Raw genomic sequence first — 26,648 nt, forward strand, 5'->3', positions numbered from 1 at the left:
AAATGATACAAGCAACCTCTCAAAATAGTGAGTTTAATGCTTACAACCCTAATTCTCCTACTACCATTGTTATTGGCGGAGGTCCGGCCGGTTTAACTGCGGCTTACCAACTAGCTAAACAGGGCTGGCGTTCTGTCATACTAGAACAAGGCGATCGCGTAGGAGGGATATCCCGCACAGAAACTTATAAAGATTATCGCTTTGACATTGGAGGACACCGATTTTTTACCAAAGTTCCCGAAGTCCAAGAACTATGGTACGAAGTTTTAGAAGATGATTTTATTAAAGTCCCTCGTTTATCCCGTATTTACTACAAGGGTAAGTTCTTTAATTATCCTATAGAGCCTTTTAACGCGTTAATCAATTTGGGGATTGTCTATAGCTTTTTAAGTGTCTATAGTTATCTCAAAATCAAGCTAAAACCCCTACCCGTAGAGGAGAACTTTGAACAATGGGTAACTAATCGCTTTGGAGAGCGTCTTTACCAAACCTTTTTTAAAAGTTATACCGAGAAGGTCTGGGGTATTCCCTGTAACCAAATTCGGGCTGATTGGGCAGCACAACGTATTAAAGGTTTATCTTTGAAAAAAGCCTTGATTAACGCTTTTTTTGGGAGTAACGATACTAAAACCTTGATCAAAGAATTTGATTATCCTATTTTAGGACCAGGGATGATGTGGGAAACCTTCCAACAAAAGCTAGAAAACCAAGGCTCACCAGTTTACTTAAACACAAAAGTAGTTAAGGTAGAAAGAGTTGGTCAACGTATTACCAAAGTTATTGCTGAACACCAAGGAGAAACTAGGGAAATCACAGGAGATTATTTTCTTTCTAGTATGCCTGTAACGGCTTTATTGCGTTGTCTAGACCCCTTACCCCCTGAAACAGTGCTGCAAGCGGCTAATGGTCTCAAATACCGTGATTTCTTGATTGTCCCCCTAATTATTCAAGAAAAGGATCTCTTTCCGGATAATTGGATTTATATCCATAGTCCCGAATTTAAAGTAGGACGTATCCAAAACTTTAAAAATTGGAGTCCGAAAATGGTCCCTGATCCTAATAAAACTTGTTTAGGGATGGAGTATTTTTGTAGCGTTGGAGATGAATTATGGTCAATGTCAGATCAAGAATTGATCCAATTGGCTAGTGAAGAAATAGTCGCACTTGGTTTAGTAGATAACCTTGGTAAAGTTGAAGATGCTACGGTGATTCGTCAGTTAAAAGCATACCCTGTTTATGACGGTGAGTACCAACAACACCTCAAGGTTATCCAAGACTATATCACTGGTTTTGAAAATCTACAGACAGTTGGACGTAATGGTATGCACCGCTATAATAACCAAGATCATTCTATGTTGACTGGAATCTTAGCAGCTAAAAATATTCTCGGAGCTGATTTTGATTTGTGGAAAGTTAATACAGAACGTTCTTATCAAGAAGAGTTTATGACTAAAAATGAGTCAAGCAGAAGTTTTAGCTAATCCTTTGACTTGGTGTCTATGAACATCAAAACAAAAGCTATTCAAGGTGCTATCTGGTCTATAATCCAACACTGGGGTAGTCAAGCGGGATCTTTTATCATTTTTATGATTCTAGCTCGCTTGTTAACCCCAGAAGATTTTGGTCTAGTTAGCTTAGCTAATGTTTTTTTGATATTTTTAAATATCTTTTTAGAACAAGGTTTGACACCTGCATTAGTTCAACGGGAAGAACTAGAAACTGAACATTTAGATACAGGATTTTGGATTCAAGTAATTAGTGGTATCTTACTTTTTCTGATTAGTTTACTTTTAGCTGGGCAATTAGCAGTAATTTTTCAACAACCACAACTTACACCAATTTTACGTTGTTTTGCAGGTTTATTGATTATAAATTCTTTGGGTCAAATACCTAAAGCAATTCTCCAGCGAGATTTTGGTTTTAAAATTATGGCAATTCGCTCATTAATCGCTATTACAATTAGCGGAATTGTGGGCATTACTATGGCTTTTTCTGGTTTCGGTGTTTGGAGTTTAGTTGGTCAACAGTTAACCTTTGAATCTGTTGTAGTTTTAGTGATGTGGAGAGCAATAAAATGGCGTCCACAATTTAGGTTCTCAAAAAAACATTTTCAGGATTTATTTGGTTTTAGTATCTATGTTTTACTTTATAAAGTTGTAAAATTCTTTGAAAGAAATTCTGATAATTTGTTGATTGGCTATTTTTTAGGGGAAGTAGCTTTAGGTTATTACGCGATCGCCTATCGTATCCTGGAAGTTATGACTCAATTACTAGTCAATACTATTAATCAGGTCTCTCTCCCTGTTTTCTCACGATTACAGAAACAACCAGAGTATTTTCGTCAAGCTTTTTACCGAGTAACTCAATTAATTACCTTAATCGCTTTTCCTGCTTTTTTGGGTATGCTAACATTAGCGCCTATTGTTATTACTACTTTGTTTGGTGAACAATGGAGTAATTCTGTACCTGTGATGAGAATATTAACGTTTATGGGTATTCTCTCCTCTCTTTCTTTTTTAAATTTGGCTGTTTTTGTCGCTCTGGGTAAACCTGATTGGCGACTTTGGTTGAGTTTATTTAATGGTATTTTCAGTTTTCTAGTGGCTTTATTGGTAATAGACAAAGGTATTATTGCTGTAGCAATAGCTTTTGTGGTTGGGGTTTATAGTATTTTTCCTGCTAATTTATGGTTATTAAAGAAACTAATTAATATTTCTTGGTTAACTTATTTTAAACAGTTTCTAACTCCTTTATTAGGTTCTTCAGTTATGGTTGCTTCTCTTTATTTAACAACATACTTTTTGGAGATTTGGTTATCTCCTATAGCTTTACTATTAGTTTGTACAGCAGTTGGTCTGTTGAGTTATCCTTTAACCATTAGATTAATTAACCCCCAACTTTTCCAAGAGTTACTCAGTCTTTTTTCTTTAGCCACTGCTAAGAAGGATTGATATGACTCTCCTGACACAGAGGAGAGACACCATTAATAGCTAACATGAGTGCATAAGTGCTTTGCGCGTAGCGCTATATATTTAGAGACCATTCGGTAAAATCATAACCAGTGTATTCTCGTAAACGATTAATATCATCTTGAAAATATTTAACTAATTTACTTTGTAAATCTGATGTTAACTGCGGTTTGTTAACAGGTGCAGAAAAAGGAAAATAAATTATCTGTTTTAGATTATATCTTACAGCAGGATGAAGATTATCAATTTTAGTCATTATTGGAAGTTCAGCTATAGCATTGCCCAGATTGTTTTTGCGACGTTTATAGATAGATTTATGCAGTTTTTTCTGATAATTGTTTAGATTAATATCTTCAGATACTGCTAAAAATCTAAAAATTGTTTGTAGGGTTTTCTGAGGGAAATGTTCTAATTGTTCAGAGGTTAAAATCAAAATGTTAGAGGAAGGAAAATAGCGTAAATACTGCTCTAATTGCCAGTAATAACGACTGCGACAAACATAAGGATTATAGGGATTATTTTCAAAATCTGCTAGTACTTCTGTAATAGAGCAATTTTCTCTACCATCAGCGTAGCGATGAACATAATGAGAAATAATTCTTTCTATTGGATCTCGAAGAATATAAATAAGTTTAGCATGGGGAATTGTAGAATAGAGTCTTTCTGGAACTCCTTGCCAATTAGGATAATAGGTATAATTTGGGGAGGCTTCGCCGTAAATTTTAGCGTTACCTGTAAATTTTGACTGATACCATTCAATTCCTTTATGCCAATTTTTTTCCTCAATGAAAAAGTTTAATTCTTTTTCCCGTGACATGGAAATATCAGGATGACAATTAAGGTAATAGTGTAAACTCGTTGTTCCGCATTTCATACCACCAATAATAATAAAGTCTGGAAGCCTTCCTGGTTCTTCTTTCAAGAAAGATGTTTGTTTAATTGTCAAAGCCATAGGATTAAACTTAGTTAAAATTAAATTGTTTTGACAGTCTAACTATAAAACAATAACGCCATTTACCAATAAAACGTTTCTAAGATATTCTAACCATTTTTGTAACGTAAATATTACATTATTAATTTGGTTAACTAGTTTAAAGCCCCATTTTTGGCGACTTTTCACAGATATTATTGCATATTTTTAATTGTTTGGCTATAATTTTGGTGATAAAACTAGGTTTTAACTTAAATACTTTCTCCTCTTGTTAATTTCTGTTGGAAAAACCCAGCTACATTAGCAACCTGAGAAAGCCAAAATAAACTAGCTATTAATGTTCCTGGAAGCCAAGATTTATGACCAAAAGGATAAGTTAGTAAATTGACATAAAAAGTCAGAGGTTCTACTTTTATTTTACCGTCTAAACCTTGAGCTTTATTCTGATGAAAAAAATAAGCACCACGACCATAATTAAAATGCTGACGCCAAAATTTAGCTAAAGTTAAATAGTGAGAGTGAGCTATTTCTGCTTCTGGAATATATCTAAGAGTATAACCCAGTTGTAAAGCGCGATCGCAAAATTCCCGATCTTCTCCCGCAGCGAGAGGAAAATTAATATTAAATCCTCCCATTTTCTCAAATATTTCTCTAGGTAAAGCGATATTATTAGAAGCAAAAAACAAAGGTGTTTCTGTTTCTACATTATAGTATTGATACAGATAATCAATCAATAATTGACTCGCTTCTGAATAAAGATTATCTGTTAACTTATTAAGAGTATGACCCCCTAATAAACTATCAGGTGTACCAGCAAAACCAGCAGCAAAAGCATTTAACCAATCGGGTAAAGCCTCACAATCATCATCAGTAAAAACTAGAAAACAACCTTTAGCTACCTCTGCTCCCGCATTTCTCGCTTTAGCAGGACCACTATTAGCTTGTTTAATTAAGCGAAGATGTAATTGATCACCATAGGGATTAACAACTGGCTCTAAATCCATAGGACTACCATCGTCCACCACAATTACCTCAAAATCATCCCGAGGATAATTGAGACCAGTCAGAGACTGCAAACAAGCAGCGATCGATTGTGGACGAGAGTAAGTCGGAATAATGATCGAAAAAATCCGTTGATTACACCGAAGTTGTTCTGAGTTCATTTTCTAATAAAGATTTACCATCAAAGTAATCAGGAATGGGGACATTGAGCAAATGCAACATAGTTGCGGGTAAATCTACCACATTACCACTACCAAAACTAGAATTAGGAGTAATCCCAGGTCCTGTCGCCATTAAAAAGCCTCTTTCCCGATGTCCACCAGGGCGAAAATAGGGAACAGGTCCAATACGACCAAATTGAGGACTATCCACCACATCAACGGGAGTATCGTACCATTTAACGATTAAATCTGCATCAGGAAGTTTAGACTCATCTTCCAGGGGTGATTGACGAGTACGAATAACTCGTTTAACTACAGGTTTTCCAGTTCTCGCGTTCACAATTTGAGAGAGAAATTGGGTAATTTCCTCACAAAGTCCATCATACTCAGATGGTTCGACGATTCCTTGAGCTTCTCGACCTTTAAGATTAATGCGAATTTGACCATCAGTAAAGGTAGGTAAAGCAAAAGCTTTCATTTGAGACCAGAGAGGTTGATACCAACGTGAAGGCATCCAAGCTAAATTATGTGACCCATCTAATAAGGAGAAAGGACAATCTAGACCATTTTGGGGAGAAGAGAGTAAATTACTTGGTGTCCATGATTTGAACAATTTTTGTGCCCAATTTTGAGGTGTATTTCTCACCCAGATTTCCCCTAGCCAAGAATTGCGCACAGGATTAGTAATCATTGGTCCTGGAGGAGTATCAATTTCACCTGGAGCTATAGCGGTTTTACCAGGAAAATTAAAGCGATAGAGATATTCTGGTAAAAAGAGCATAGTTAGTAGATCAGCCATATTAACATCCATACCATGAAGAGAGAAAACTAGGGTATAGGCATTTTCAGGAGCTTGAGCGAGGATTTCTCCTACAGCTTGATCTATATGTTCATAAACCTCTAACATCACATCAGGAGAGTTTTTATCTGGTTTTAGGGTTTGATAGAGAGGGTGATCAGGGTAACTATAGCCACATAAATCATGACCTGCTGTATGAGTTTCGCTTAAAACCGTTAAAAAGAAATCCCAGGGTTCACGAGATAATAAATCCTGACAAATAGCCGAACGTTTAGCGATGTTCGTTTTTAAAACCTCTGGTAACCATTTACGGTACTTTTTATCCCACCAAATACCAATATCATTTTGATAAATTTGATCTTTACCGTGTTTCGCGGTAAGTTCTGGTAAGAGTTCAGGAGGAAGAGAATGACTCGGAGTGAAAGGATCATGACCACCCCAACCGAGAACTTGTAAACCGTTGACTTGTTCACACAGGGTTGACACAGGAAGGTCAAAAATGGTAGCGCGCTGATTTTCTAATAGGGTATAAAAGGGTAAATACTCTTGATAATCGTAGCCTCCATTTCTAGTATCATAAGTCACTTGATAACTATCTTGGCGATAATCAACAGGAGTCCAATAACCCGTTTTATGGGGTAAACACCCAGTAGCAAAAATCACCCAGAGACATTCAGTAATTACAAATTGATCTTTTTGTTCGGGATATTGAACCGGGTTAAAAAGTCGTCCGTAAGTACCTTGCGATCGCAATTTAGCCAAGTTTTTTAGGTAACCTTGTTTGATGTATTTTTCTAGTAAGATTGGATCAGCTGAATCTAAACCAATAGCAATAACAGGATTTTTCATAATTTTAGTCTTTTAAATTTTCCTTCTTTCCCAAAAACAGCCTACGCTATGGACAATTTGCGTTAATACTAGTAATCCTGACATAACAGGAGCTTTAAAAGAAAACCCTCTTCTAAAAGGGTAAAGTAGTAAATTAATGTAAAAAGGCGATGATTCTGGCTTAATTTTACCTAAATCTCGTTTAGCCCTAGCTTGATTAAAATGGATTGCACCTCTACCATAGTTAAAATGTTGACGACAGAATTTAGATAAGGTCAGATAATGATAGTGGTAAACCAAAGCTTCAGGAACATAAATCATTTTATAGCCTAATTGTAAAGCGCGATCGCATAATTCTCGATCCTCAGCAGCAGCTAAAGGAAATTTTTCACTAAATCCCTCGAGACTTTGAAATATTTCCCGAGACACAGCAAAGTTGTTAGAAGTGAAAAAGCTAGTTTGACGAGTTTTGGTTTCCTCACTATTATAATAACCATAAAGATAATCAACTAATAACTGACTTGTCGTAGAAAAGAGATTATCTGGTAAGCCATTGACTGTGCGACCACCGATAAAACAATCAGGATTTTTAACAAACTCCTCAGCTAATGTCTGTAACCAATTTACATCGGGTGCACAATCATCATCTGTAAAAGCGAGGAACTCTCCTTGAGCATGGTTACTACCTAAATTGCGAGCTACAGAAGGACCTTGATTCTTTTGTTTTAATAGTATCAAAGTCAGTTGAGACTGCCAAGGTGCAATCACTTCCTCTAAACTCATAGGACTACCATCGTCCACAATAATTACCTCAAACTTATCACTAGGATAATTTAACTTTGATAATGCTGCTAAACAGTTAGATAACTTGTCTGGACGTGCATAAGTAGGAATAATAATCGAAAAAAAAGGAAGGTTCATTGTTCTTAAGATAGATAACCTTGACTACGATACCAAGAGACTAGTTGTTTAATTGCCTCCTCTGGTGCAATTTGAGGAGAATAGTTTAACTCTGTCATAGCTTTGGAGATGTCATTATAGCGATTGCCTAAAAAAATATCATAACGATGATGACCTGGTATTTGTCTGCCTAAATTATGGTAAATCCATTCGGTGATCGCATTATAACTTTGATAGGGAAAAGCGGGTAATTGTTTGCCAGTATAGTTAACTTGAAGAGTATCAGCAATGGCTTTAACTATATTTTTGACTTTTATAGGTTCTTTAGCTGCAAGATTATAAATTTCTCCTTCGATACCAGGAGTTTGAGCACATAATTTTAATCCTTGCACAACATCAGAAATATGTCCTAAATGATAGTAATTTTCCCCTGTTCCAATTAAAGCAAAATTACCTGTAGCGATTTCTCGCGCTAACCCTAACCAGCTTAAATAACCTTCTCCACATACTCCTGATAATCTAGCAATGACCACAGGTAAACCCTGTTCTTGATATGCTTGTAAAAATACCTGCTCTGCTAGTAATTTCGTAGTTCTATAATAAGTATTGGGTTTAGGAGTTGTCTGCTCATTAACTTTCGATTGTTTGTTTGTTCCATACACCCCCGCTGTACTTAGATAAACCAACCTTTCTAGACTAGTTTTGTCAGCAATTTGAGCTAAATTTTTCGCTCCTTCAACGTTTATAGCATAATAGGCTGTTTTAGGAACATTGCTCTTGGTACATTGTGCAGCCCCATGATAGACTTGTTGACAACCGTTCATAGCTTTAGTTAAACAATCTCGATCTTGAATATCTCCAGTAATTATTTCTATGTCTAAGGTTTCTAATGCAGTTAAATCACTATTGGGACGCACTAATACTTTAACTTCATATCCTTGTTCTGTAAGCATTTTGGTTAAATAACTACCAATAAACCCTGATGCTCCTGTTACTAAAACTTTCATGTTAATGGGTTACTAACTTTTATCTAATCTTAATATAATGGTTTTTTGCTAAATCAAACGAAGTGATCTCGAAGAGATACGTTTCGCTGTCCGCACTTAATCAAATTAGTGTCGGCGATCGCTTTTAACAGTTTTCGATTAGCAGATACAAAACAATCAGCTAACCCAAATTTGGCGGTTAAGAATATGTCTATATCTTCTGTTGGTATTTCTTCTGACAAGTTAATTGTTTTTGATAAGTTCCCATATTTTTTCTCTGCTATCATAGCCTTGATCTTTGGCTATTTGCCTCATACTTTCAAAGTCATCCTCTTGATCTTGGTCAATTAAAATAATATCTCTTTCACCGTCTTGAATTTCTGGAGGTATGGTAGCTTTCAATTCTCCATTATTTACTATTGCTTTAGTGTGTAATCTGATTTTCATCGTGGCTAATCTAGCTAATTTAGTTTTGATACTGGCTATGATTCTATGATAAACTTACTAAAAAGCATAATCCCTTTGGTTAAATAAGCAAGATTAATGAGTTTTTTTGAGAAATTAAACCAAGCGATCTCCCTCAATCAAAGTTTGTTAGTAGTAGGGTTAGATCCTAATCCTGAAATGTTACCTCAAAAATATAACCTCAGAGAATGGTTAAAGGAGATCATCTCCCAAACTCAAGATCATGTCTGTGCTTATAAACCTACATTAGGATTTTATCAAGCCTTGGGGGTAGAGGGAATAGAATTATTAATCGAAATTATCGCTAGTATCCCTAAAAATATTCCGATTATTTTAGATGCTAAACATAGTGATCTTAACAGTAGCAGTGTCTTTGCTGAGACTATTTTTGAAAGTTGGGGAGTAGATGGGGTTACCCTTAATCCTTATCCAGGACAAGATCAAGCCACACCCTTTTTATTATATCCTGATAAAGGAGTATTTTTACTCTGTTGTACCTCTAATCCTGGTGCAGTTATTCTACAAGAGTACCCTAGCGGAGCGTATCCTTTTTATCTACAATTAATTAAAGAAGCGAGAAACTGGGGTTCACCAGAACAAGTCTTTTTAGAAGTAGGAACTAGTCAAACCAGCGTATTAAGTAAAATTCGCTCTTTAGCACCAGAAAGAACTATACTATTACGTAGTTTTTGGGGAGAAGGAGATCACCTCAAGGAAATCTTAACCACTGGTTTAGATCAAAATGGTACAGGTTTAATCTTACCTATTCCCCAAGATTGGTTAAGTGAAGATAATCTGCAACAGAGAGTTGAAAACCTTAAACAACAAGTCAACGAGATTAGAATTACCCATACTCAGAATAACAATAGTTGTGAATTATGGACACCTGATATCTGTTTATTAGCAGAACATCCTTATCAAGAATTAATCCTGCAATTATATGATATAGGTTGTTTACTATTTGGAGAATTTGTCCAAGCTTCTGGGGCGATTTTTCCCTACTATGTCGATTTAAGAAAGATTATTTCTCAACCTCAATTATTCCACCAAGTTTTATTAGCTTACGCCAAAATAGTAGAGAAGTTAACCTTTGATCGTATTGCAGGGATTCCCTATGGTGCATTACCTACAGCTACTGGTTTAGCCCTAATGTTACATCATCCGATGATTTTTCCCCGTAAAGAAGTTAAAGCCCATGGTACACGTCGTCTGATTGAGGGACATTATCAGGAAGGAGAAAAAGTAGTTGTTATTGATGATATCTTAATTTCTGGTAAAAGTGCTCTAGAAGGTGCAGAAAAGTTAACATCCTGTGGTTTAATTGTAGAAGATATCGTTGTGTTTATTAATCATGAACAGGGTGTACAAGAGAGACTACAAGCGGCGGGTTATCAAGCTCATGCAGTTTTAACTATTTCTGAGATAACCCAAACCCTATACGAAGCAGGAAGAATTACTAAAGAACAATATCAATGTCTCAAGGATTAATAGCGAATATGGATATTAAAAACGGTTTTGTGGGCACAATTGGCAATACACCCTTAATTAGACTAAATACTTTTAGTGAAGCTACAGGTTGTGAGATTTTAGGTAAAGCAGAGTTTCTCAATCCTGGTGGTAGCGTCAAAGATCGCGCAGCTTTATATATTATCGAAGACGCAGAAGCAAAAGGTCTGCTCTTACCTGGTGGGACTGTGGTAGAAGGTACAGCAGGGAATACGGGTATTGGTTTAGCGCACATATGTAATGCAAAAGGTTATAAATGCTTGATTGTTATCCCCGAGACTCAATCTCAAGAGAAAATGGACACACTCAGGTTACTAGGGGCCCAAGTTAGACCTGTACCTGCTGTACCCTATAAAAACCCCAATAACTATGTTAAACTCTCAGGGCGTATCGCTGAAGAGATGGAAAACGCGATCTGGGCTAATCAGTTTGATAATCTAGCTAATCGTCAGGCACATTATGAAACCACAGGACCAGAAATTTGGTCCCAAACCGATGGTAAAATAGACGCTTGGGTAGCTGCTACCGGTACTGGTGGTACTTACGCGGGAGTTGCTTTATTTTTAAAGGAACAAAATCCCGACATTAAGTGCGTTGTCGCAGATCCCCTGGGGAGTGGTTTATATAGCTACGTTAAAACCGGAGAAATTAACATAGAGGGAAGTTCCATCACCGAGGGTATCGGTAATAGTCGTATCACCGCTAATATGCAGAATGTACCTATAGATGATGCAATTCAAGTAGAAGATCCTGAAGCAGTAAAAGTAATCTATCAATTATTGCGTCAAGAAGGTCTGTTTATGGGTGGATCTGTAGGGATCAATGTAGCTGCTGCTGTAGCCTTAGCTAAGGAACTAGGACCAGGTCATACTATTGTAACGGTACTTTGTGATGGTGGGGGACGTTATCAGTCTCGACTCTATAATTCTGATTGGTTGAAAGCAAAGGGTCTTTTGATTTAATACTATGAGGACTAATCTATTATGTTATGGCCCTACAAAACTCCAGGGATATCTGATCATCTCTTTGAAAGACTTCCTGGTATTCCTTTGAGTAAAAAAGAAGTGCGTTTATTGCTCATTTCAGCTTTACAAATCAAAGAAAAATCTATTCTCTGGGATATCGGCGCAGGAACTGGAACAATTCCTGTAGAAATTGGCTTATTATGTCCCGATGCTCAAATCATTGCGGTAGAAAGAGACGAAGAGGTAGCTAATTTAATTCGTTATAATTGCAGTAGATTTGGGGTAAGTAATGTTCAAGTCTTAGAAGAAGAAGCCCCGGAATGTTTTGCCCATTTACAACCTCCACCAGATCGTATTTGTTTAGAAGGGGGAAAACCCGTTAAAGAAATCTTGCAAAAAGCCTGGCAATATCTACAGTCAGGAGGAAGGGTAGTAGCCACCGCGAGCAGTTTAGAGCAGTTATATTTATTATCAGAAGGCTTAGCAGAATTACAAGCTCGTAATATAGAGGTAGTTCAATCAGCGATTAATCGTTTAGAGACAAGAGGAATACAACAAGTCTTTGCTGCGGTAGATCCGATGTTTATCCTGAGTGGGGATAAGTTTTAACCCATTATCAGAGTTAATTTGTTAAGCTTCTATTAATAGCTTCTTAACCTTTTCTTATTTTAAGTATAAATGTCACCTCAACGTCTTGTTAGCGCTTTAGTCGCGATCGCCATTGCTTTTTTAATGATTATCCTAGGAAGTTGGTACTTTACCCTAGGATTTTCGCTGATTGTGTTTTTAGGACAATTGGAATTATTTAAACTAATCCAAGCTAAGGGTATAATTCCTGCTACTAAAACTACTCTAGTTGCTTCGCAAATTTTGTTAATTACGGCCACTGTCACTCCCGAGTTAGTTGACGTTATTTTTCCCTTAGCTGGGGCTTTGACTTGTTTTTATTTGTTATTTCAATCTAAACCTGCGACTATTGCTGATTTATCTAGTTCTGTCTTTGGGTTATTCTACGGTGGTTACTTACCCTCTTTTTGGATTCGTTTAAGAGTAGGTTCAGATCTAACCTTACCTGATAATCAACTGTTTTTACAGGGATATTGGCCGGAATCTTGGTTGGATTGGCGCAGTTTTCCTGTGGCTTTAACAGTCACCTTATTCGCTTTTAGCTGTATTTGGGCGGCAGATATAGGCGCTTATTTAATGGGTAAATACTTTGGACGTACAAGACTCTCAGCCATTAGCCCTAAAAAAACCGTAGAAGGTGCTTTATTTGGTATCGCAGGAAGTATAGCAATTGGAGAGATTGGCGCTTGGTATTTAGGTTGGCCCGTTTGGGAGGTTACAGGGGCTATTTTTGGTTTATTGATTGGGGTAGTTAGTTTATTAGGTGATTTAACCGAATCGATGATTAAAAGAGACGCAGGGGTAAAAGACTCTGGACAACTCATACCTGGTCATGGTGGTATATTAGATCGCACTGATAGTTATGTCTTTACTGCGCCATTAGTATATTATTATATTTTTCTGTTATTGCCCTTTATTGCCAAATTTCCCCGTTAGAGACTTTGTTGACCTTGGGGAGACCTAACAAAGCCTAAAAATGCTTCAACTTGTGGACTAGTTGGTTCTTTATAGACATAGTATAAAATTCTTTGCAGAGGATAATTACCATCATTGGGATTTAAACCATCTATTGGTAAAACTTTAGCCGTGGATTGATTGGCAATTTGACTATAGGTAGCATAGCTAATGGCGTCTGTACCAATATCCCGAATAATGGGGGTTGTTTCATCTACGGTGAGAGTAGTAATATTGGGGGTATTACCAAACTCTTGACCTTGTAATGCTACTTCTTGGAAAAAACCATATGTCCCACTAGTAGGAGCACGATTAATTACTCTAATGGGTACATTGGGGCCGCCTACCTCTGACCAATTTTGAATTCTGCCTTGGAAAATACCAGCAACCTGTTGAGAGGTTAAACTACCTGTAAAAGGGTTATTTATACCCACAAAAACGGCGATCGCGTCTCGAACTACTGGTATGGATGCTAATCCTTGTTGTTGTTCTCCTGGAGTTAAAGGACGAGACATAGCAGCTATATCCACTTTTCCCTCTAACAATTCTCTTAGTCCTACTTCTGTACCACTTGCTCTAGCTATTACCATTGTGCCAGGGTATTGTTCCATAAAACCTTTTTTAAAAGCTTCATTTACCTGTACCATACTAGTAGAACCATTAATTCTGATGGTAGTTCCCATGGGGACTTGGGAAACAAAGGGTAAGTTTTGCTCAGTTGCAGTAGTAGGGTTAACAGGGATAGTAGGGGTTGTTTCTGCTACTGGTTCGGTAGGGGGTGTTTCTGTAATTGGTTGGGTAGGGGTTGTTTCTGCTACTGGTAAATTAGAGGATTGTTGCAAAAACCACCAGATACCCCCTCCAACTATACCACAGGTTATCAAAAAAGCTAGAACCAGAGGAAGGGTTTCGTTTTTCTGTGCCATGATTTTAACTCAATGAACTAATTAAATTCTAACATCGTATTTTTTAAAGTAGCAAATTATATATACTTAATCTTTTTTTAATATAGCGCTACTTGAATAGGGAATAGGATAGTTTCAGAGTATGATATATAAGAATAATAGCACCTAAAACCGTTCCACCTAATATAGGTTTGATGACTCAAAAATGTCAGACACTCCAGATGCGTACTGCTATAATAGAGGTGGGGCACACCGTTAAAGAAAAAGCTTGTGGAGTCGGTTTGTCGGGGATACAGCAGGAATTAAAGCTGTATCCAAATAAGTTATAATGCGGTAGCATTTAGCGGGGGAGTGTCAACTTAACGTTGTACGATTTGCCAGTCAGTATTTTCTTGAGTTTCAAAAGCAACTGTAGCAATACGACCTAAATTGCCATTGTACAACCAAATACCATTATTACCATTAGCATTGTTACGCCAGATTAAGTCTGCGTTACCATCGCCATTAAAATCACCAGTACCGCGAATAGTCCAATCAGAGTTGAGTTCCTCATCTAGAGTAACTATCTCGTTAATATCTTGTCCTACTTCTCCACCCATTAACCAAACACCATTAGTACCAGTTTGACGATTGCGCCAGATTAAATCGGGAACACCATTATTATTCATGTCATCTACCGCTACTAGTTGCCAATTGGGGTTATCTTGTCCACCAATCACGACTTTAGCGCTGACAGAGAAATCTTCGTTGAGATACCAGATACCATTAGTACCAGTGCGATCGTTACGCCAATATAAGTCAGGTACTCCATCCTCGTTAGCGTCACCAACACCACCGATATACCAATCAGTATTAGTTTCAGCTTCTAGATTACGAACAGCTCTACGTTCAGCCCCATTCATCAACCAAATAGCGTTAGCACCAGTTTCAAAATTACGCCAGAGAAGATCTTCTGTACCATTACCGTTGAAATCAGCTACACCAGAAATAGCCCAATCTAGGTTAAGTTGTGACTCAATGGTAACTATCTCTTCAGGACCAAAGCTACCACCCTCTGTCGCATCACTCATCAACCAGAGACCATTATCTCCCGTAGAGAAATTACGCCAGACTAAATCGGAAATTCCATCAAGGTTAAAATCAGCTTTGACAGGTCCATCACCAACTATGGGTGTTTCCGATAAGATAGTATCTCGACGAAAAGCAAGGTTTTGTAAGCGCTCATCTCGTTGTACAGGTGTATCTGCAACATCAAAGGGATCTTGTCCATTTTCGTTATTATAAACAGCAGCTAAATACTCTGCTAAAGCGTCTTGTTCTCTACCTGACTCTAAATCCGCTAGACTATTAGGTTCTTCTAAGGTTACTAACTCTACGATATCGGTAATAACTTGAGGATAACTATCACCCCCATTAGCTAAAAAGTCTTGGGTAGAGATGCTAAAGGTTAAATCAGGATCAACCACTAATTCACCATTTTCTACCACTGTGAGAATCCCTTCTCCCTCATCGTTGGTAAGAACTAAATTCTGTAAACGTTCTCCTGGTTGTTCATCTGTAGCTGCAGGTGCGTCAGGATCAAAGCTAAACTTCATCCCGCTAATTTGACCAAAACGTCCGCTACCGAGTTCTACAGCAGAAACCATATGCTCTGCAAGTTGCTGTAGTCCTTCTGCGGTAACTTTTCCAACCACTATACCACTGTTAAAACGAAGAGAATTGTTGATATCTAGTTGAGAAATATCACCTTGTTGTTTATCTACTTCAGGGTTAGCTGCGGTTGGTCTTTGAATCAGTTCATTAGTACCACCTTCGATATAAGACTCTCCGATCGCATCACGAATCCCACCACCATTTTTAAAGGAAATCTGAATCTCATCAAATCCTTCGAGGAGTTCGTCTCCATACTCATCTAAATACTTTTGAGCGTAAAAACGTTGAGAATCAGCAGTTAAATTACCTAAGTTAGTCTCTTCACTACGCACTGAACCACGTAACCCATTGAGAAAAACCTCGGTTTGACCAAAAATAACCGCGTCTTGAGCATTGATGTAGTTACCAACTCCGTCAACAATGTCAACTATCTCGGGATCTGCGTTGTCTCTAACCTCAGCAAAACTGGTGATTTCGTCATCGTAAACTCGGTTAACACCACCGATATCTGTAGCAAAGGTTTGACTATCCTCTCCTATTTCAATAATATTGCCATCTTCATCAAAGGTAGTGATTAATTGACTCAGATAACGATAATTAGAGTCGGTGTTAACATAATAAATAGTATTATCACCGTTGCTAAATTCTTGGGGATAGGGTTGCAGTAGTCTAGGTGGTTCTTGGGTTTCATCTGCGCGTAATTCAGTATCAGAATCAGCCATGACTCGGTGTGAACCACCACCGATGTGAACATCTATCGGTATTCCCTCATCTACTAGTCTTTGGGCTAAAGCTTGTTCTATTTCTGCTTCCTGTAGGTGCGTCATTAAGATGATTTTATTAATATCCTGATCCAGAAGTAAATCTACTTCAGGTTGGATACTCTCTACCAATACATCTACTTGGGTTTCAATAGGAGTGGTAGCATTTATATTATCCCCTGTGGTCATACGAATGTTACCAATATTGGCGATCGCTGGTAAATAAGGAGTTACTGTACCAATTATCCCTATTTCTTCTCCATTAACTTCTACTATTGTACTAGGAGCAAGGGTATTACCTTGAGCAGGTTGACCACCTTCTATTACTTCTAAACCTTCGGGTAGAGTAGCTTCTGAGTAGTCTAAATTAGTGGCTAAGTAGGGAAATGCTGTACCTGGATAACCATCCTCACCGATACCTACTCCACCTGCTTCACCGTCAACGATATCAGGATTAGAAGCGATTAAGTTAAAAAACCCTGTATCTGCAGAACTAAACTCGTGGTTTCCTACCGCGGCAGCATCCCATCCTAAAGCGTTATTAACTAAAATATCCGCTATACCTGGAACATTAGCGTTACTTTCTGTGGCTTGAGAATCATATATATCACTACTCGCACCATAAAATGGTCCTGAGATATACATATCTCCTGAAGTTAGTTTAATCGTATTTTCGTAATCATCCTCTATCGCGTTCATCACTGCAGATAATCCGATGATATCTTGTAGCGCTGGTATCCCTGCTTCTTGGTCAGAGGTATGTATAATCTGTAAAGTAAATTCAGCCATTTTAGCTCCTAGTCTGAGTTACTAAATTATGCTACTCTACTGAGATTAAGACCTCGTTATCTTCAGTTTAAGCTTAGTTAAACTTGAATTAAAATTGCTGAATTTAAATCTCTATCTATACTTAAAACTACAATTAGGACAAGAATACCATCTATCACTTAATGTCTTTGAGACTTGATTTAATACTTATGTTAATGACCAGTTAGACAATTCCGCTCTATAAGACTTATTCAATCTTATACAGAAAAGTCAAAAAGACTTAACTGTATAGGTTTAAAGCTTATTTCTTGCTTCAACGAAGACTCAATAGCTTTGCTATCAAGAGTAGTATCTTCTCCACAAGCTTTATTTAAAGTTTCCCCAGAGCTTGAGGTACTTGCATAATTCTTAAGATTTATACTAGCATTTAAATCTCTATCTATACTGATGTTGCAGTTAGGACAGTTATAGACTCTTGCCTTTAATGGCATTTTTTGCCTGTTCCCACAATTAGAGCAAATTTGACTAGATGGAAAGAATCTATCTGCTACGATTAATTCACTTCCGTACCAATCACATTTGTAGGTTAATTGCCTTTTAAACTCAAAAAAGCCACAATCTGCTATTGCACTTGCCAGTCTATGATTTTTCATCATTCCTGACACATTTAAATCTTCAATTACTACCTGGCTGTGGTTTTTAGCCAGGAAAGTAGTTATTTTATGAAGATTATCTTTTCTGATATCAGATACTTTTTTGTGCGCAATCCCTAATTTAGTAATTGCTTTTTTCCTGTTACTTGAACCTTTTACTTTTTTGCTAACTCTTCGTTGCAATCTAGCTAATCTCCTTTTAGCTTTTCTATAGGCTTTAGGATTAGGGAAAACTGTTCCTTCTGAACAGGTAGCAAGGGCATTTATTCCAACATCAACTCCTACTCTTTCTGCTTTTTTGGTAGTGATTCTATTTTCTAGTTCATAGCGAAAAGAAATAAACCATTTATTAGCTCGTTTGCTGATGGTTACATTTTTCGGAATAACTGTTGGGAGTATTTCGTCACAAGTTACCCAACCAAAAATAGGTATTTTAATTTTATTGCCTGATATCCTGATGTTTCCTTCAAGATAAAAACTATCTCCTTTTCCTTTTTTCTTAAAGACAGGACGCTTGCAATGTTTATGTACCCACCAGTTTTTAAAGGCTGTACTTAAATGTCTTAATGCTTCTTGAGGAGCACATTTACTAACCTCATAATACCAGTCGTAAACTGATTTGACTTCAGCTACTAATTTTTTATGAAGGTCAATAGAAGATGGTAGTTTCTCGTTATTTTCTAACGCTTGAAAACAAGTGGCTAGTCCCCAATTATAAGCGTGTCTGGCTACGCCTGCGTGTTTGGCTGCTAACGTAGCCTGCTTGTTATTGAGTCTCAAAGAAGTTTTAAATCCTACTAGGGACATCTTTTAATTCCTCTACTAGCTTTTTATTTTTCTGGCTTCTTGAACCATAAAGTCAACACAAAAAAAACAGTTATAATTTCTCTTGATGAGTGAGAACAAGTCGAAAGACTTTATTGTCTCTAATTTTGGTAATAAGCATGACGTTTAACTAGCTACTTTTAGCTGGTCATGATAACCGATAATAAGCAACAGATGCACTTAAATTAAATTCCCTGTTGCCTATTCTCTGTTTCCTGCTAAGCTTAGGTTAATTGACCTTAATCGAGAAAAAAGTTAGTCATTATTGTCATTTAGCTAAGTAAATGGACAAGGTTGAGTAAGTTTGATTAGTTATTTGTTTACTGTATTTACCCCCCCTGTTTTAAAAGAAGTTAGGGGGGTTTTACACTTTTGCTGATGAGTAACTAAACCAATTCCTCGGTTTTTTGAGCTTGTAAAGCGCTATAAAGACGATTTAAAGCGTTAATATAGGCTCTGGCTGAAGCTACTATAATATCTGTATCCGCAGAATGACCAGAATAAATCCTGTCTTGATGACGTAAGCGTATAGTTACCTCTCCCATAGCGTCGATACCCGCGGTTACTGATTGCACAGAAAACTCAATCAATTCGTTAGGAACTTGAACTACACGATTAATAGCTTTATAAACCGCGTCAACCGGTCCTGTACCTATAGCTGCGTCGGTGAGTTCTTCTCCCTGGGGAGTACGTAGGGTTACTGTAGCAGTAGGACGAGAATGATCGCCGCTAGATACTTGGACTAACTCTAAGCGAAATAGTTCGGGTACTTGGTGTATCTCCTCGTTGATAATCGCTTCTAAATCCCAATCGGTGATTTCTTTCTTTTTATCAGCGATTTCTTTAAAAGCCACAAAAGCGCTATTTAATTCACTTTCGGAAAGGTCAAAACCTAACTCTTTGAGACGAGTGCGAAAAGCATTACGACCTGAATGTTTGCCTAGTACAATTTGATTATTAGTTAACCCAATAGATTGAGCATCCATAATTTCGTAGGTTAGCTTATGTTTGAGTACTCCGTCTTGGTGAATACCCGATTCATGAGCAAAAGCATTAGAGCCAACGATCGCCTTATTAGGTTGTACCATCATTCCCGTGAGATTAGATACTAGTCGGGAGGTTTTATAGATACAGGTGGTATCGATGTTAGTTAAAGGCTCTGTGGATTCGACGGGACGTCCCAAAAAGGGGTTAAAATATTGACGGCGTACGTGTAGCGCCATAACCAACTCTTCTAGGGCTGCGTTTCCCGCTCTTTCCCCGATACCATTGATGGTGCATTCTAGTTGTCTCGCGCCGTTTTTAATTGCTTCGAGGAAGTTAGCCACTGCTAAACCCAAGTCATTATGTCCATGGACTGAGATAATCGCATTATCGATGTTGGGTACGTTTTCTTTGATACCTCGAATTATTGCCCCAAATTCACTAGGAGTGGTATAACCTACGGTATCAGGGATATTAACCGTGGTAGCTCCTGCGGCGATCGCTCTTTCTAAGACTTGATAGAGAAATTCCGGGTCACTTCTCCCTGCGTCTTCTGGTGAGAATTCTACGTCTTCTACGAAGGATCTAGCATAAGCTACCATTTCTGGAACTATGGCTAACACTTCCTGGCGGGTTTTTTTGAGCTTATATTCCATATGGATATCAGATGTCGCCAGAAAGGTATGTATGCGCCCTTTCGCTGCTGGTTTAATCGCTTCGGCTGCTGTTTTGATATCTTGTTGGGTTGCGCGGGCTAGAGCGCAGATTGTCGGTCCTGATTCTGTACCTACTTCTTGGGCTACTTTTTGGACTGCGTTAAAATCCCCTGGACTTGCGAAGGGGAAACCCGCTTCAATTATATCTACTCCTAGACGCGCTAATGCTCTAGCTATGGTGATTTTTTCTTCTCCGTTTAGGGTAGCACCAGGGGATTGTTCTCCATCTCTTAAGGTGGTATCAAAGATAATAATCCGATCTGTTGTATTGGTCATGTTATTTTTCCTTCCTTATTTATATTTTTAATCATTTTTTTCGATATATTCGCGAATATCGTTTAAATCTACGTAACGATCTGTTGCATTTCTTAACTCTCTTGCGATCATTCCTTCTGTAGAAACCACTGTTATATGGGTATTTTTAGAGCGTAATAATTCTATTGCTCTTTCAAAGTCTCCGTCACCACTAAATAAAATTACGCGATCGTATTGTTCAACGGTATTAAACATATCTACTACTATTTCTATATCTAGATTAGCTTTTTGGGAATATTTCCCCGAGCTATCGTCATAATATTCTTTTAATATTTTCGTTCTGACGGTGTATCCTAAACTAATTAAAGCATCTCTAAAACCTCGTTGATCTTGAGAGTCTTTTAACCCTGTGTACCAAAAAGCATTGATTAAACTTACGTGAGGATCATCTGTAAAGTAGGTTAAAACTCTTCTTGGATCGAAAAACCACCCATTTTTTTGTTGAGCATAAAACATATTGTTTCCATCTACAAAAATCGATAATCTATCTCTTTTACACATAGGAAGGTTATTAGCATAATTCATACAATTTAATGACCTAAGAATTTAATAAAAAATAAAACGATATCTAAGCCTAATCTATAATCTTAGCAAATTTTGCCTTAATTAGAGAAAGGTTAGATAATCGTATTATTTAAAAGTATATGTTAGGCTTTGGCTTGTTGCAAGAGGCTAATAATCCCTGGTTTTTCGATTAATCCTAGTAATTTTTGCTCTTTATCTAAAACAATGATCTCTTGGAGTTGCTTTTGTTCAATTAGTTGCACTACGTCTAGGAGATTGCGATCGCCCTCAACGGTGGTGATACTGGTAACAGGTGACAAGATATCTGTTAGTTGTTGCTCATTCCAATCAGAGGTGGAGACTTTCTTTAAATCCTCTACAGCGACTACTCCGATTAATTCTCCTTCTGGGTTAGTAATTAAAAAACGACGCCAGGATTTTTGTCCAATCACATAATCGTTAGCAAATTCTCTGAGGGTTAAATTTCCAGGAACGATCGGACTATCTTTTAAGACTGCATCAGCTGCGGTTAAATTACTTAGTTTTCCTTGTATTTTCGCTGCTGTAGCTGAATTGGAAGCATTAGTCAGGATAAACCAACCTATTAAACCTGTCCAAAAACTACCGATGGGACTAATTCCTAAAGTAGCAAGGATACCAATAACAATCCCTAACCACCCAAAGAATTGACCAAATCTACTAGCTATCAAGATCCCTTTATTAGGGTTACCTGTGATTTGCCAAACTATGGCTTTGAGGACATTACCACCGTCTAGGGGTAATCCAGGAATCATGTTAAATAGGGCTAAAACTAGGTTGATCGTACCTAATAAAAACACAATCCCTTGTAGAGGTGGAGATAAGGCTAGGTTTAGACTAATTACAGTAAACAAACCGTATAATAATAGACTAACCCCAGGACCTGCGATCGCGATTAATAAGGATTGCCAAGGTTTTTCTGATTCTTTTTCTAAACTAGCAACCCCTCCAAATAAAAACAGGGTAATTGATTTAACCTCTATCCCTTGACTAATTGCTACTAAACTATGACCCAATTCGTGGGCTAAAACCGAACTAAATAGCAAGATTGCGGTTATAAATCCCAATACCCAAGGTAGAATACTTGGCTGTGGAAAAAATCCCGCTAATTGTTGTCCATAGGTTAGAGTAATTAAGCCTAAAATAAAAAACCAGGAGGGATTGAGGTAAAAAGGAATACCAAAGAGATTACCTACCCTGATGTTTCCGTTCATATATTTTTGCTCCTTTTGGAGTAACTAAATTCATTGTAACGAAGTGTAAAGAACAATTCATTTAATTAAAGGTAGGGAAATCCGTGCCTGTTAATTTTAGAAACGCTATAAAGATAGAAAAGTTATCAAAAAATTTGAACCTATGAAAGCACAAACTCTTACTATTGCTAGTACTTTAGCCCTAACTGGTTTATTTTTCTCTAATTATCGTGCAGAAGCTGCTACCTTTACTTTTACAGGTGGTGGTAACCAACCTAATTTAACCGAGGTAATCCTAACTGAAGATGGTATCACTACTACAATTACCTCTACGTTCAATCAACAATCGGCTTTGATTGGTATCAGTAATGCTGAAGGTATCGGGGTTACTTCTACAGGTGAAACTGGTTTTAATCAAGGTAGAATCAATAGAGGAACTGGAAATGATGGAGAAATCCTGAGATTTAGCTTTACTCAACCTGTAATCTTAACCGCAATTGATTTTAGTATCGCTAGCCCAGGGAATTATGTTACTAGAATCGATAACGTAGTGCAGCCAGTTACAGCATTAGCTGACGTTACTGGTTTAAGTTTAACTGGTAGCTTTTTTGAATTTGGCAGACCAGCAGGTTCTCCGGGATCTTATGCGATCGCCTCTATCACCTTTCAACCCGTACCCGAGCCTACTACAATAATTACTTCTTTAATGTTATTGGGAGGTTTATTACCTTTGAAGAAACATTATCAAGGGTGAGGAGATTTAATGAGTTAGGTAGAACGGTTGAACGGTTTTAGGTGCTATTATTCCTATATATCATACTTAGAAGCTCCCTACTCCCCCCTTTCCCGCTCTCTTCCCTATTGCTAGGGTTACATTTCTCGCCATACACCTACTAAAACTCCCTGTATTTCTACCTCATCGGGATTAACTGTGATAGGCTTGTATTTAGGGTTAGAGGCTTGGAGAATAATCATACCTTGTTTTTGGTAAAATCGCTTTAGGGTTGTTCCTAATCCTTTGACTCTAGCTGCGACAATTTCACCATTTTTAATCACTTCATCGGGAGAAAGAGAACGCATAATCACATAATCTCCTTCAGCGATTAAGTCTTGAATCATGCTATCTCCTACTACCACTAAAGCGTAATGCTTGCTAGATTGAGATAGATAATTCAGATTCAAGGTTTCTTGAACATCATTAAAGGGTTCGACTAATCCTCCCGCGGCGATCGCTCCTAAAATAGGTAGTTGTTTCTGGTTTGATTGTTGTAAAATTCTGATAGTCCTAGCTTGTCCATCAATCCAATCGATATAACCTTTACTGCGCAATCTTTCTAAACGACTTTGAATCGGTGCGGGTGATTTCAGATTCATTGCTTGCATCATTTGGCGAATCGAGGGTGCGTGTTGAGTCTCGTTAATATATTCAAGCAAATAACTATATAATTCCTCTTGCACTTTGGTTAACTTTTCCATTTTAGATAAACCTTATATCAGAACATTAGTACTAATATAAGGGATTATCAGCAATGGCATCGCCTCTTCAACGAGCAGCTATTGGCGTTAACCGAATTTACCGCTAACGTATTCTTGAGTAGCGTTTTCTTGGGGGAAACTAAAAATCTTCTCGGTGCGATCGTATTCAACCAAATAACCTGAACGTTTACCGTCATCTCCTGCAACCACGTTAAAAAAAGCAGTCATATTAGAAACCCGAAGGGCTTGCTGCATATTATGAGTAACAATAATAATGGTATATTGGGATTTTAACTCGTGCATCAACTCTTCAATTTTCAAAGTAGAAATCGGATCTAAAGCTGAACAGGGTTCATCCATTAAGATCGCCTCTGGTTCAATAGCGATCGCCCTAGCGATACAAAGTCGTTGTTGTTGTCCACCCGAAAGAGAGAGTCCACTTTCTTTAAGTTTACTTTTGACCTCATCCCAGAGAGCAGCTTGACGCAGCGATCGCTCTACGAGTTCATCCATATTGCCCTTATAACCGTTGATTCTTGCTCCATAGGCGATATTATCGTAAATAGACTTAGGAAAAGGGTTAGGTTTTTGGAACACCATCCCAATTTTTTGACGAACCTCAACAGGATCAACTTTCTGACCGTATAAATCCTGACCATGGTAATAGATTTGTCCTTGTACTTTAGCACCAGGAATCAAATCATTAAGACGATTAAAACAACGTAACAGAGTACTTTTCCCACAACCTGATGGACCAATAAAAGCGGTAATTTGCTTTTGGGGAATATTCATGGATACCTGACGAAGGGCTTCAAATTGTTTATAGTAAACCGAAACCCCCTTAACCTCAAAAACAGTCTTTGCAGTCTCAGCCTTAGAATCAACCATATCAATAACTAAAAATTACGTTGAAATTTATTTCTTAGCAAAATTGCCACAGCATTCATTAACAACAAGACAACCATTAAAACAATGATTCCGGCGGCGGCAACGGTATGAAAAGCAGCTTGAGGGCGAGAAACCCAGTTAAAAATCTGAATAGGTAAGGCGGTAAAGGGTGAATGCAATCCTTCCAAACCTAGAGGAGGTAAAAAGGCGATAAAAGTTAGTGCACCAATAGTAATCAAGGGTGCAGTTTCTCCAATAGCACGAGACAAAGCGAGAATTACTCCCGTGAGAATACCAGGAAAAGCTAGAGGAAAAACATGGTCTTTAACCACTTCCCAGCGAGTTGCTCCTAGAGCAAAACCCGCTTGACGTAAGCTATTAGGTACAGCCCGAAGGGCTTCACGAGTAGCTACAATAATAATCGGTAAAACTAACAAAGAAAGAGTCAGAGCACCTGAAATCACACTACGTCCATTAGTAATCGGACTCATCACCCTTACAAATAATTCTAACCCCAACAGACCATAAATAATCGAAGGTACAGCAGCTAAATTATTAATATTAATCTCGATAACTTTAGCGAACCAACTATCTACGGCGAACTCTTCTAGAAAGATAGCTGCTCCTACACCTAGGGGAAAAGTGATGATACTAGTTAACACCATTAACCAAATGCTACCCACTAAAGCCGATTTTAAACCAGCTTGAGCAGGACGACGAGAAGGAAAGTTAGTCAACAAACCCCAGTCTAGACGAGGTAAACCATCGATAAATACATTAATTAGTAACACTACGAGAACGATTAAGGCTAAAGCTACTGCTAGCCAACATAAAGTAGCAAAAATCCGCCCTACTTGATAACGACGGTTGAGAGCATAATTAAATATTCCTGTCTTGGTAGAATCTGCTTGTGAGTTAATCATATTTCTGTTGAAAACGACGTACAAACCAATAGCTCAAGATATTTAAAGCTAGAGTAATTAAAAATAGGGTTAAACCAACTGCATAGATAGTCTTAAAAGCTAGAGTACCATGAGGAGCATCTCCTAAGCTCACCTGTACGATAAAAGCTGTCATCGTAGCCACTGGTACAAAGGGATTAAGGGTTAAAGTTGGATTTTGTCCCGCGGCGATGGTTACAATCATCGTCTCTCCTACCGCACGAGAAACACCGAGGATAAAAGAAGCCACAATCCCTGATAAAGCAGCAGGAATCACCACCCCTGTAACTACTTCTCGTTTAGTCGAGCCTAGGGCGTAAGCTCCTTGACGTAAACTATTAGGTACAGCAAAAATAGCATCTTCGCTTAAAGAAGCTACGGTAGGTAAGATAGATATACCTAAGATTAAACCTGCGCTTAAAGCATTAAAGGGTTTAATCTCGGGTATAATACTTCTAAGTAAGGGAGTTACAAATAATAAGGCAAAATAACCATAAACTACTGAAGGTACTCCTGCGAGGATTTCTAAGCCTGGTTTAAGCCATCGTCTCCAGGAGCGGGGAGCGTATTCACTTAAACAGATAGCTGCTAATAAACCCAAGGGTACAGCTACGAGCAGCGCTATCACAGAAGTTAAAAAAGTTGCGCTAATTAGTACAAAAATACCGAATTGTGCGTTAGTGAATAAAGGTGTCCACTCTGTATCGGTGAGAAAGCGGGTTAGGGGTACTTCAGCAAAAAAACCTAAAGCATCTACTACTAAAGTCACAACAATACCGATAGTGGTAGCGATAGAGATACTAGCAAACAGGGCACAAATGCCCACAATTAGACGCTGAGTCCATTTTTTGAGCTTGGTTCTAGGTCGCCAATTCTCGGATCTAGGGATATTGCTTGTTTCCATAAGATTTAGGTTCAGGAGGGCTAAACCCTC

At 37.8% G+C, this 26,648-nt stretch carries 23 protein-coding genes; 7 read left to right on the top strand and 16 right to left on the bottom strand.

Annotated features, from left to right (window positions below):
• The first annotated feature begins 2 nt into the window (after positions 1 to 2).
• Together EA365_07830 and EA365_07835 are read left to right on the top strand one after the other, a co-directional pair.
• The gene (locus EA365_07830; GenBank protein ID TVQ45337.1) at positions 3 to 1,481 is read left to right on the top strand and encodes an NAD(P)/FAD-dependent oxidoreductase; all 1,479 of its coding nucleotides are present in this window, start codon (positions 3 to 5) and stop codon (positions 1,479 to 1,481) included.
• 18 nt (positions 1,482 to 1,499) lie between these two features.
• Positions 1,500 to 2,951, top strand: a complete 1,452-nt coding sequence (locus EA365_07835) for a lipopolysaccharide biosynthesis protein (protein ID TVQ45338.1) — start codon at positions 1,500 to 1,502, stop codon at positions 2,949 to 2,951.
• 73 nt (positions 2,952 to 3,024) lie between these two features.
• Here EA365_07835 and EA365_07840 read toward each other — a convergent pair whose 3' ends face one another.
• From EA365_07840 to EA365_07865, 6 genes are all read right to left on the bottom strand, one after another.
• Entirely contained in the window at positions 3,025 to 3,921 is an 897-nt protein-coding gene (locus tag EA365_07840; GenBank protein TVQ45339.1) for a sulfotransferase, read from the bottom strand.
• Between the two features lie 230 nt (positions 3,922 to 4,151).
• Positions 4,152 to 5,063 carry a glycosyltransferase gene (locus EA365_07845; GenBank protein TVQ45340.1) on the bottom strand — a complete coding sequence of 304 codons (912 nt, stop codon included), beginning with the start codon at positions 5,061 to 5,063 and terminating at the stop codon, positions 4,152 to 4,154.
• Positions 5,038 to 6,711: a nucleotide pyrophosphatase gene (locus EA365_07850; protein TVQ45341.1), complete on the bottom strand. Its 1,674-nt coding sequence runs from the start codon at positions 6,709 to 6,711 to the stop codon at positions 5,038 to 5,040. Before EA365_07850 ends, EA365_07845 begins: the two co-directional genes overlap by 26 nt.
• A 12-nt stretch (positions 6,712 to 6,723) precedes the next feature.
• Positions 6,724 to 7,611, bottom strand: a complete 888-nt coding sequence (locus EA365_07855; GenBank protein ID TVQ45342.1) for a glycosyltransferase — start codon at positions 7,609 to 7,611, stop codon at positions 6,724 to 6,726.
• 5 nt (positions 7,612 to 7,616) lie between these two features.
• A complete protein-coding gene (locus EA365_07860; protein TVQ45343.1) occupies positions 7,617 to 8,597 on the bottom strand; it encodes an NAD(P)-dependent oxidoreductase in 981 nt (326 codons plus the stop codon).
• 222 nt (positions 8,598 to 8,819) lie between these two features.
• The gene (locus EA365_07865; protein ID TVQ45344.1) at positions 8,820 to 9,023 is read right to left on the bottom strand and encodes a hypothetical protein; all 204 of its coding nucleotides are present in this window, start codon (positions 9,021 to 9,023) and stop codon (positions 8,820 to 8,822) included.
• Between the two features lie 96 nt (positions 9,024 to 9,119).
• On the opposite strand from EA365_07865, the gene EA365_07870 reads away from it, so the two are divergent.
• The 4 genes from EA365_07870 (at position 9,120) to EA365_07885 (ending at position 13,075) form a co-directional block, all read left to right on the top strand.
• Positions 9,120 to 10,529: a bifunctional orotidine-5'-phosphate decarboxylase/orotate phosphoribosyltransferase gene (locus tag EA365_07870; protein ID TVQ45345.1), complete on the top strand. Its 1,410-nt coding sequence runs from the start codon at positions 9,120 to 9,122 to the stop codon at positions 10,527 to 10,529.
• Between the two features lie 8 nt (positions 10,530 to 10,537).
• Positions 10,538 to 11,509, top strand: coding sequence for a cysteine synthase A (locus EA365_07875; GenBank protein ID TVQ45453.1), 972 nt, complete (start codon positions 10,538 to 10,540; stop codon positions 11,507 to 11,509).
• A gap of 21 nt (positions 11,510 to 11,530) precedes the next feature.
• Positions 11,531 to 12,121, top strand: coding sequence for a precorrin-6Y C5,15-methyltransferase subunit CbiT (gene cbiT / locus EA365_07880; protein ID TVQ45346.1), 591 nt, complete (start codon positions 11,531 to 11,533; stop codon positions 12,119 to 12,121).
• Positions 12,122 to 12,190: 69 nt separating this feature from the next.
• On the top strand, positions 12,191 to 13,075 hold the full coding sequence (locus EA365_07885; protein ID TVQ45347.1) for a phosphatidate cytidylyltransferase: 885 nt from the start codon (positions 12,191 to 12,193) through the stop codon (positions 13,073 to 13,075).
• Here the strand turns inward: EA365_07885 and EA365_07890 are convergent.
• The 6 genes from EA365_07890 to EA365_07915 form a co-directional block, all read right to left on the bottom strand.
• Complete coding sequence (locus EA365_07890; GenBank protein TVQ45348.1) at positions 13,072 to 14,019, bottom strand: phosphate ABC transporter substrate-binding protein; 948 nt, start codon at positions 14,017 to 14,019, stop codon at positions 13,072 to 13,074. The genes EA365_07885 and EA365_07890 overlap by 4 nt on opposite strands.
• A gap of 338 nt (positions 14,020 to 14,357) precedes the next feature.
• Positions 14,358 to 17,201, bottom strand: coding sequence for a bifunctional metallophosphatase/5'-nucleotidase (locus EA365_07895; GenBank protein ID TVQ45349.1), 2,844 nt, complete (start codon positions 17,199 to 17,201; stop codon positions 14,358 to 14,360).
• Between the two features lie 236 nt (positions 17,202 to 17,437).
• A complete protein-coding gene (locus EA365_07900) occupies positions 17,438 to 18,640 on the bottom strand; it encodes a transposase (protein ID TVQ45350.1) in 1,203 nt (400 codons plus the stop codon).
• 404 nt (positions 18,641 to 19,044) lie between these two features.
• Positions 19,045 to 20,634 carry a 2-isopropylmalate synthase gene (locus EA365_07905; GenBank protein ID TVQ45351.1) on the bottom strand — a complete coding sequence of 530 codons (1,590 nt, stop codon included), beginning with the start codon at positions 20,632 to 20,634 and terminating at the stop codon, positions 19,045 to 19,047.
• 27 nt (positions 20,635 to 20,661) lie between these two features.
• Entirely contained in the window at positions 20,662 to 21,198 is a 537-nt protein-coding gene (locus EA365_07910; protein TVQ45352.1) for an NYN domain-containing protein, read from the bottom strand.
• A 122-nt stretch (positions 21,199 to 21,320) separates the two neighbouring features.
• A complete protein-coding gene (locus tag EA365_07915; protein TVQ45353.1) occupies positions 21,321 to 22,430 on the bottom strand; it encodes a site-2 protease family protein in 1,110 nt (369 codons plus the stop codon).
• Positions 22,431 to 22,572: 142 nt separating this feature from the next.
• On the opposite strand from EA365_07915, the gene EA365_07920 reads away from it, so the two are divergent.
• Positions 22,573 to 23,163 (top strand): hypothetical protein, encoded by a 591-nt coding sequence (locus tag EA365_07920; protein ID TVQ45354.1) that lies wholly within the window; start codon positions 22,573 to 22,575, stop codon positions 23,161 to 23,163.
• A 116-nt stretch (positions 23,164 to 23,279) separates the two neighbouring features.
• Here the strand turns inward: EA365_07920 and lexA are convergent, their stop codons facing one another.
• From lexA to pstC, 4 genes are all read right to left on the bottom strand, one after another.
• The gene (lexA, locus tag EA365_07925; protein ID TVQ45355.1) at positions 23,280 to 23,885 is read right to left on the bottom strand and encodes a repressor LexA; all 606 of its coding nucleotides are present in this window, start codon (positions 23,883 to 23,885) and stop codon (positions 23,280 to 23,282) included.
• Positions 23,886 to 23,972: 87 nt separating this feature from the next.
• Positions 23,973 to 24,773, bottom strand: coding sequence for a phosphate ABC transporter ATP-binding protein (pstB, locus tag EA365_07930; protein TVQ45356.1), 801 nt, complete (start codon positions 24,771 to 24,773; stop codon positions 23,973 to 23,975).
• A gap of 8 nt (positions 24,774 to 24,781) precedes the next feature.
• Entirely contained in the window at positions 24,782 to 25,696 is a 915-nt protein-coding gene (gene pstA, locus EA365_07935) for a phosphate ABC transporter permease PstA (GenBank protein ID TVQ45357.1), read from the bottom strand.
• A complete protein-coding gene (gene pstC, locus EA365_07940) occupies positions 25,689 to 26,618 on the bottom strand; it encodes a phosphate ABC transporter permease subunit PstC (GenBank protein ID TVQ45358.1) in 930 nt (309 codons plus the stop codon). Before pstC ends, pstA begins: the two co-directional genes overlap by 8 nt.
• Positions 26,619 to 26,648: the final 30 nt, after the last annotated feature.

The organism is Gloeocapsa sp. DLM2.Bin57, from assembly GCA_007693955.1.
Taxonomy (GTDB): Bacteria; Cyanobacteriota; Cyanobacteriia; order Cyanobacteriales; family Gloeocapsaceae; genus Gloeocapsa.

Bases quoted from the DNA above. Each gene is read 5' to 3' on its own strand.
- EA365_07830 (TVQ45337.1), top strand. From the start codon at position 3: ATGATACAAGCAACCTCTCAAAATAGTGAGTTTAATGCTTACAACCCT.
- EA365_07835 (TVQ45338.1), top strand. From the start codon at position 1,500: ATGAACATCAAAACAAAAGCTATTCAAGGTGCTATCTGGTCTATAATC.
- EA365_07840 (TVQ45339.1), bottom strand. From the start codon at position 3,921: ATGGCTTTGACAATTAAACAAACATCTTTCTTGAAAGAAGAACCAGGA.
- EA365_07845 (TVQ45340.1), bottom strand. From the start codon at position 5,063: ATGAACTCAGAACAACTTCGGTGTAATCAACGGATTTTTTCGATCATT.
- EA365_07850 (TVQ45341.1), bottom strand. From the start codon at position 6,711: ATGAAAAATCCTGTTATTGCTATTGGTTTAGATTCAGCTGATCCAATC.
- EA365_07855 (TVQ45342.1), bottom strand. From the start codon at position 7,611: ATGAACCTTCCTTTTTTTTCGATTATTATTCCTACTTATGCACGTCCA.
- EA365_07860 (TVQ45343.1), bottom strand. From the start codon at position 8,597: ATGAAAGTTTTAGTAACAGGAGCATCAGGGTTTATTGGTAGTTATTTA.
- EA365_07865 (TVQ45344.1), bottom strand. From the start codon at position 9,023: ATGAAAATCAGATTACACACTAAAGCAATAGTAAATAATGGAGAATTG.
- EA365_07870 (TVQ45345.1), top strand. From the start codon at position 9,120: ATGAGTTTTTTTGAGAAATTAAACCAAGCGATCTCCCTCAATCAAAGT.
- EA365_07875 (TVQ45453.1), top strand. From the start codon at position 10,538: ATGGATATTAAAAACGGTTTTGTGGGCACAATTGGCAATACACCCTTA.
- cbiT (TVQ45346.1), top strand. From the start codon at position 11,531: ATGTTATGGCCCTACAAAACTCCAGGGATATCTGATCATCTCTTTGAA.
- EA365_07885 (TVQ45347.1), top strand. From the start codon at position 12,191: ATGTCACCTCAACGTCTTGTTAGCGCTTTAGTCGCGATCGCCATTGCT.
- EA365_07890 (TVQ45348.1), bottom strand. From the start codon at position 14,019: ATGGCACAGAAAAACGAAACCCTTCCTCTGGTTCTAGCTTTTTTGATA.
- EA365_07895 (TVQ45349.1), bottom strand. From the start codon at position 17,201: ATGGCTGAATTTACTTTACAGATTATACATACCTCTGACCAAGAAGCA.
- EA365_07900 (TVQ45350.1), bottom strand. From the start codon at position 18,640: ATGTCCCTAGTAGGATTTAAAACTTCTTTGAGACTCAATAACAAGCAG.
- EA365_07905 (TVQ45351.1), bottom strand. From the start codon at position 20,634: ATGACCAATACAACAGATCGGATTATTATCTTTGATACCACCTTAAGA.
- EA365_07910 (TVQ45352.1), bottom strand. From the start codon at position 21,198: ATGAATTATGCTAATAACCTTCCTATGTGTAAAAGAGATAGATTATCG.
- EA365_07915 (TVQ45353.1), bottom strand. From the start codon at position 22,430: ATGAACGGAAACATCAGGGTAGGTAATCTCTTTGGTATTCCTTTTTAC.
- EA365_07920 (TVQ45354.1), top strand. From the start codon at position 22,573: ATGAAAGCACAAACTCTTACTATTGCTAGTACTTTAGCCCTAACTGGT.
- lexA (TVQ45355.1), bottom strand. From the start codon at position 23,885: ATGGAAAAGTTAACCAAAGTGCAAGAGGAATTATATAGTTATTTGCTT.
- pstB (TVQ45356.1), bottom strand. From the start codon at position 24,773: ATGGTTGATTCTAAGGCTGAGACTGCAAAGACTGTTTTTGAGGTTAAG.
- pstA (TVQ45357.1), bottom strand. From the start codon at position 25,696: ATGATTAACTCACAAGCAGATTCTACCAAGACAGGAATATTTAATTAT.
- pstC (TVQ45358.1), bottom strand. From the start codon at position 26,618: ATGGAAACAAGCAATATCCCTAGATCCGAGAATTGGCGACCTAGAACC.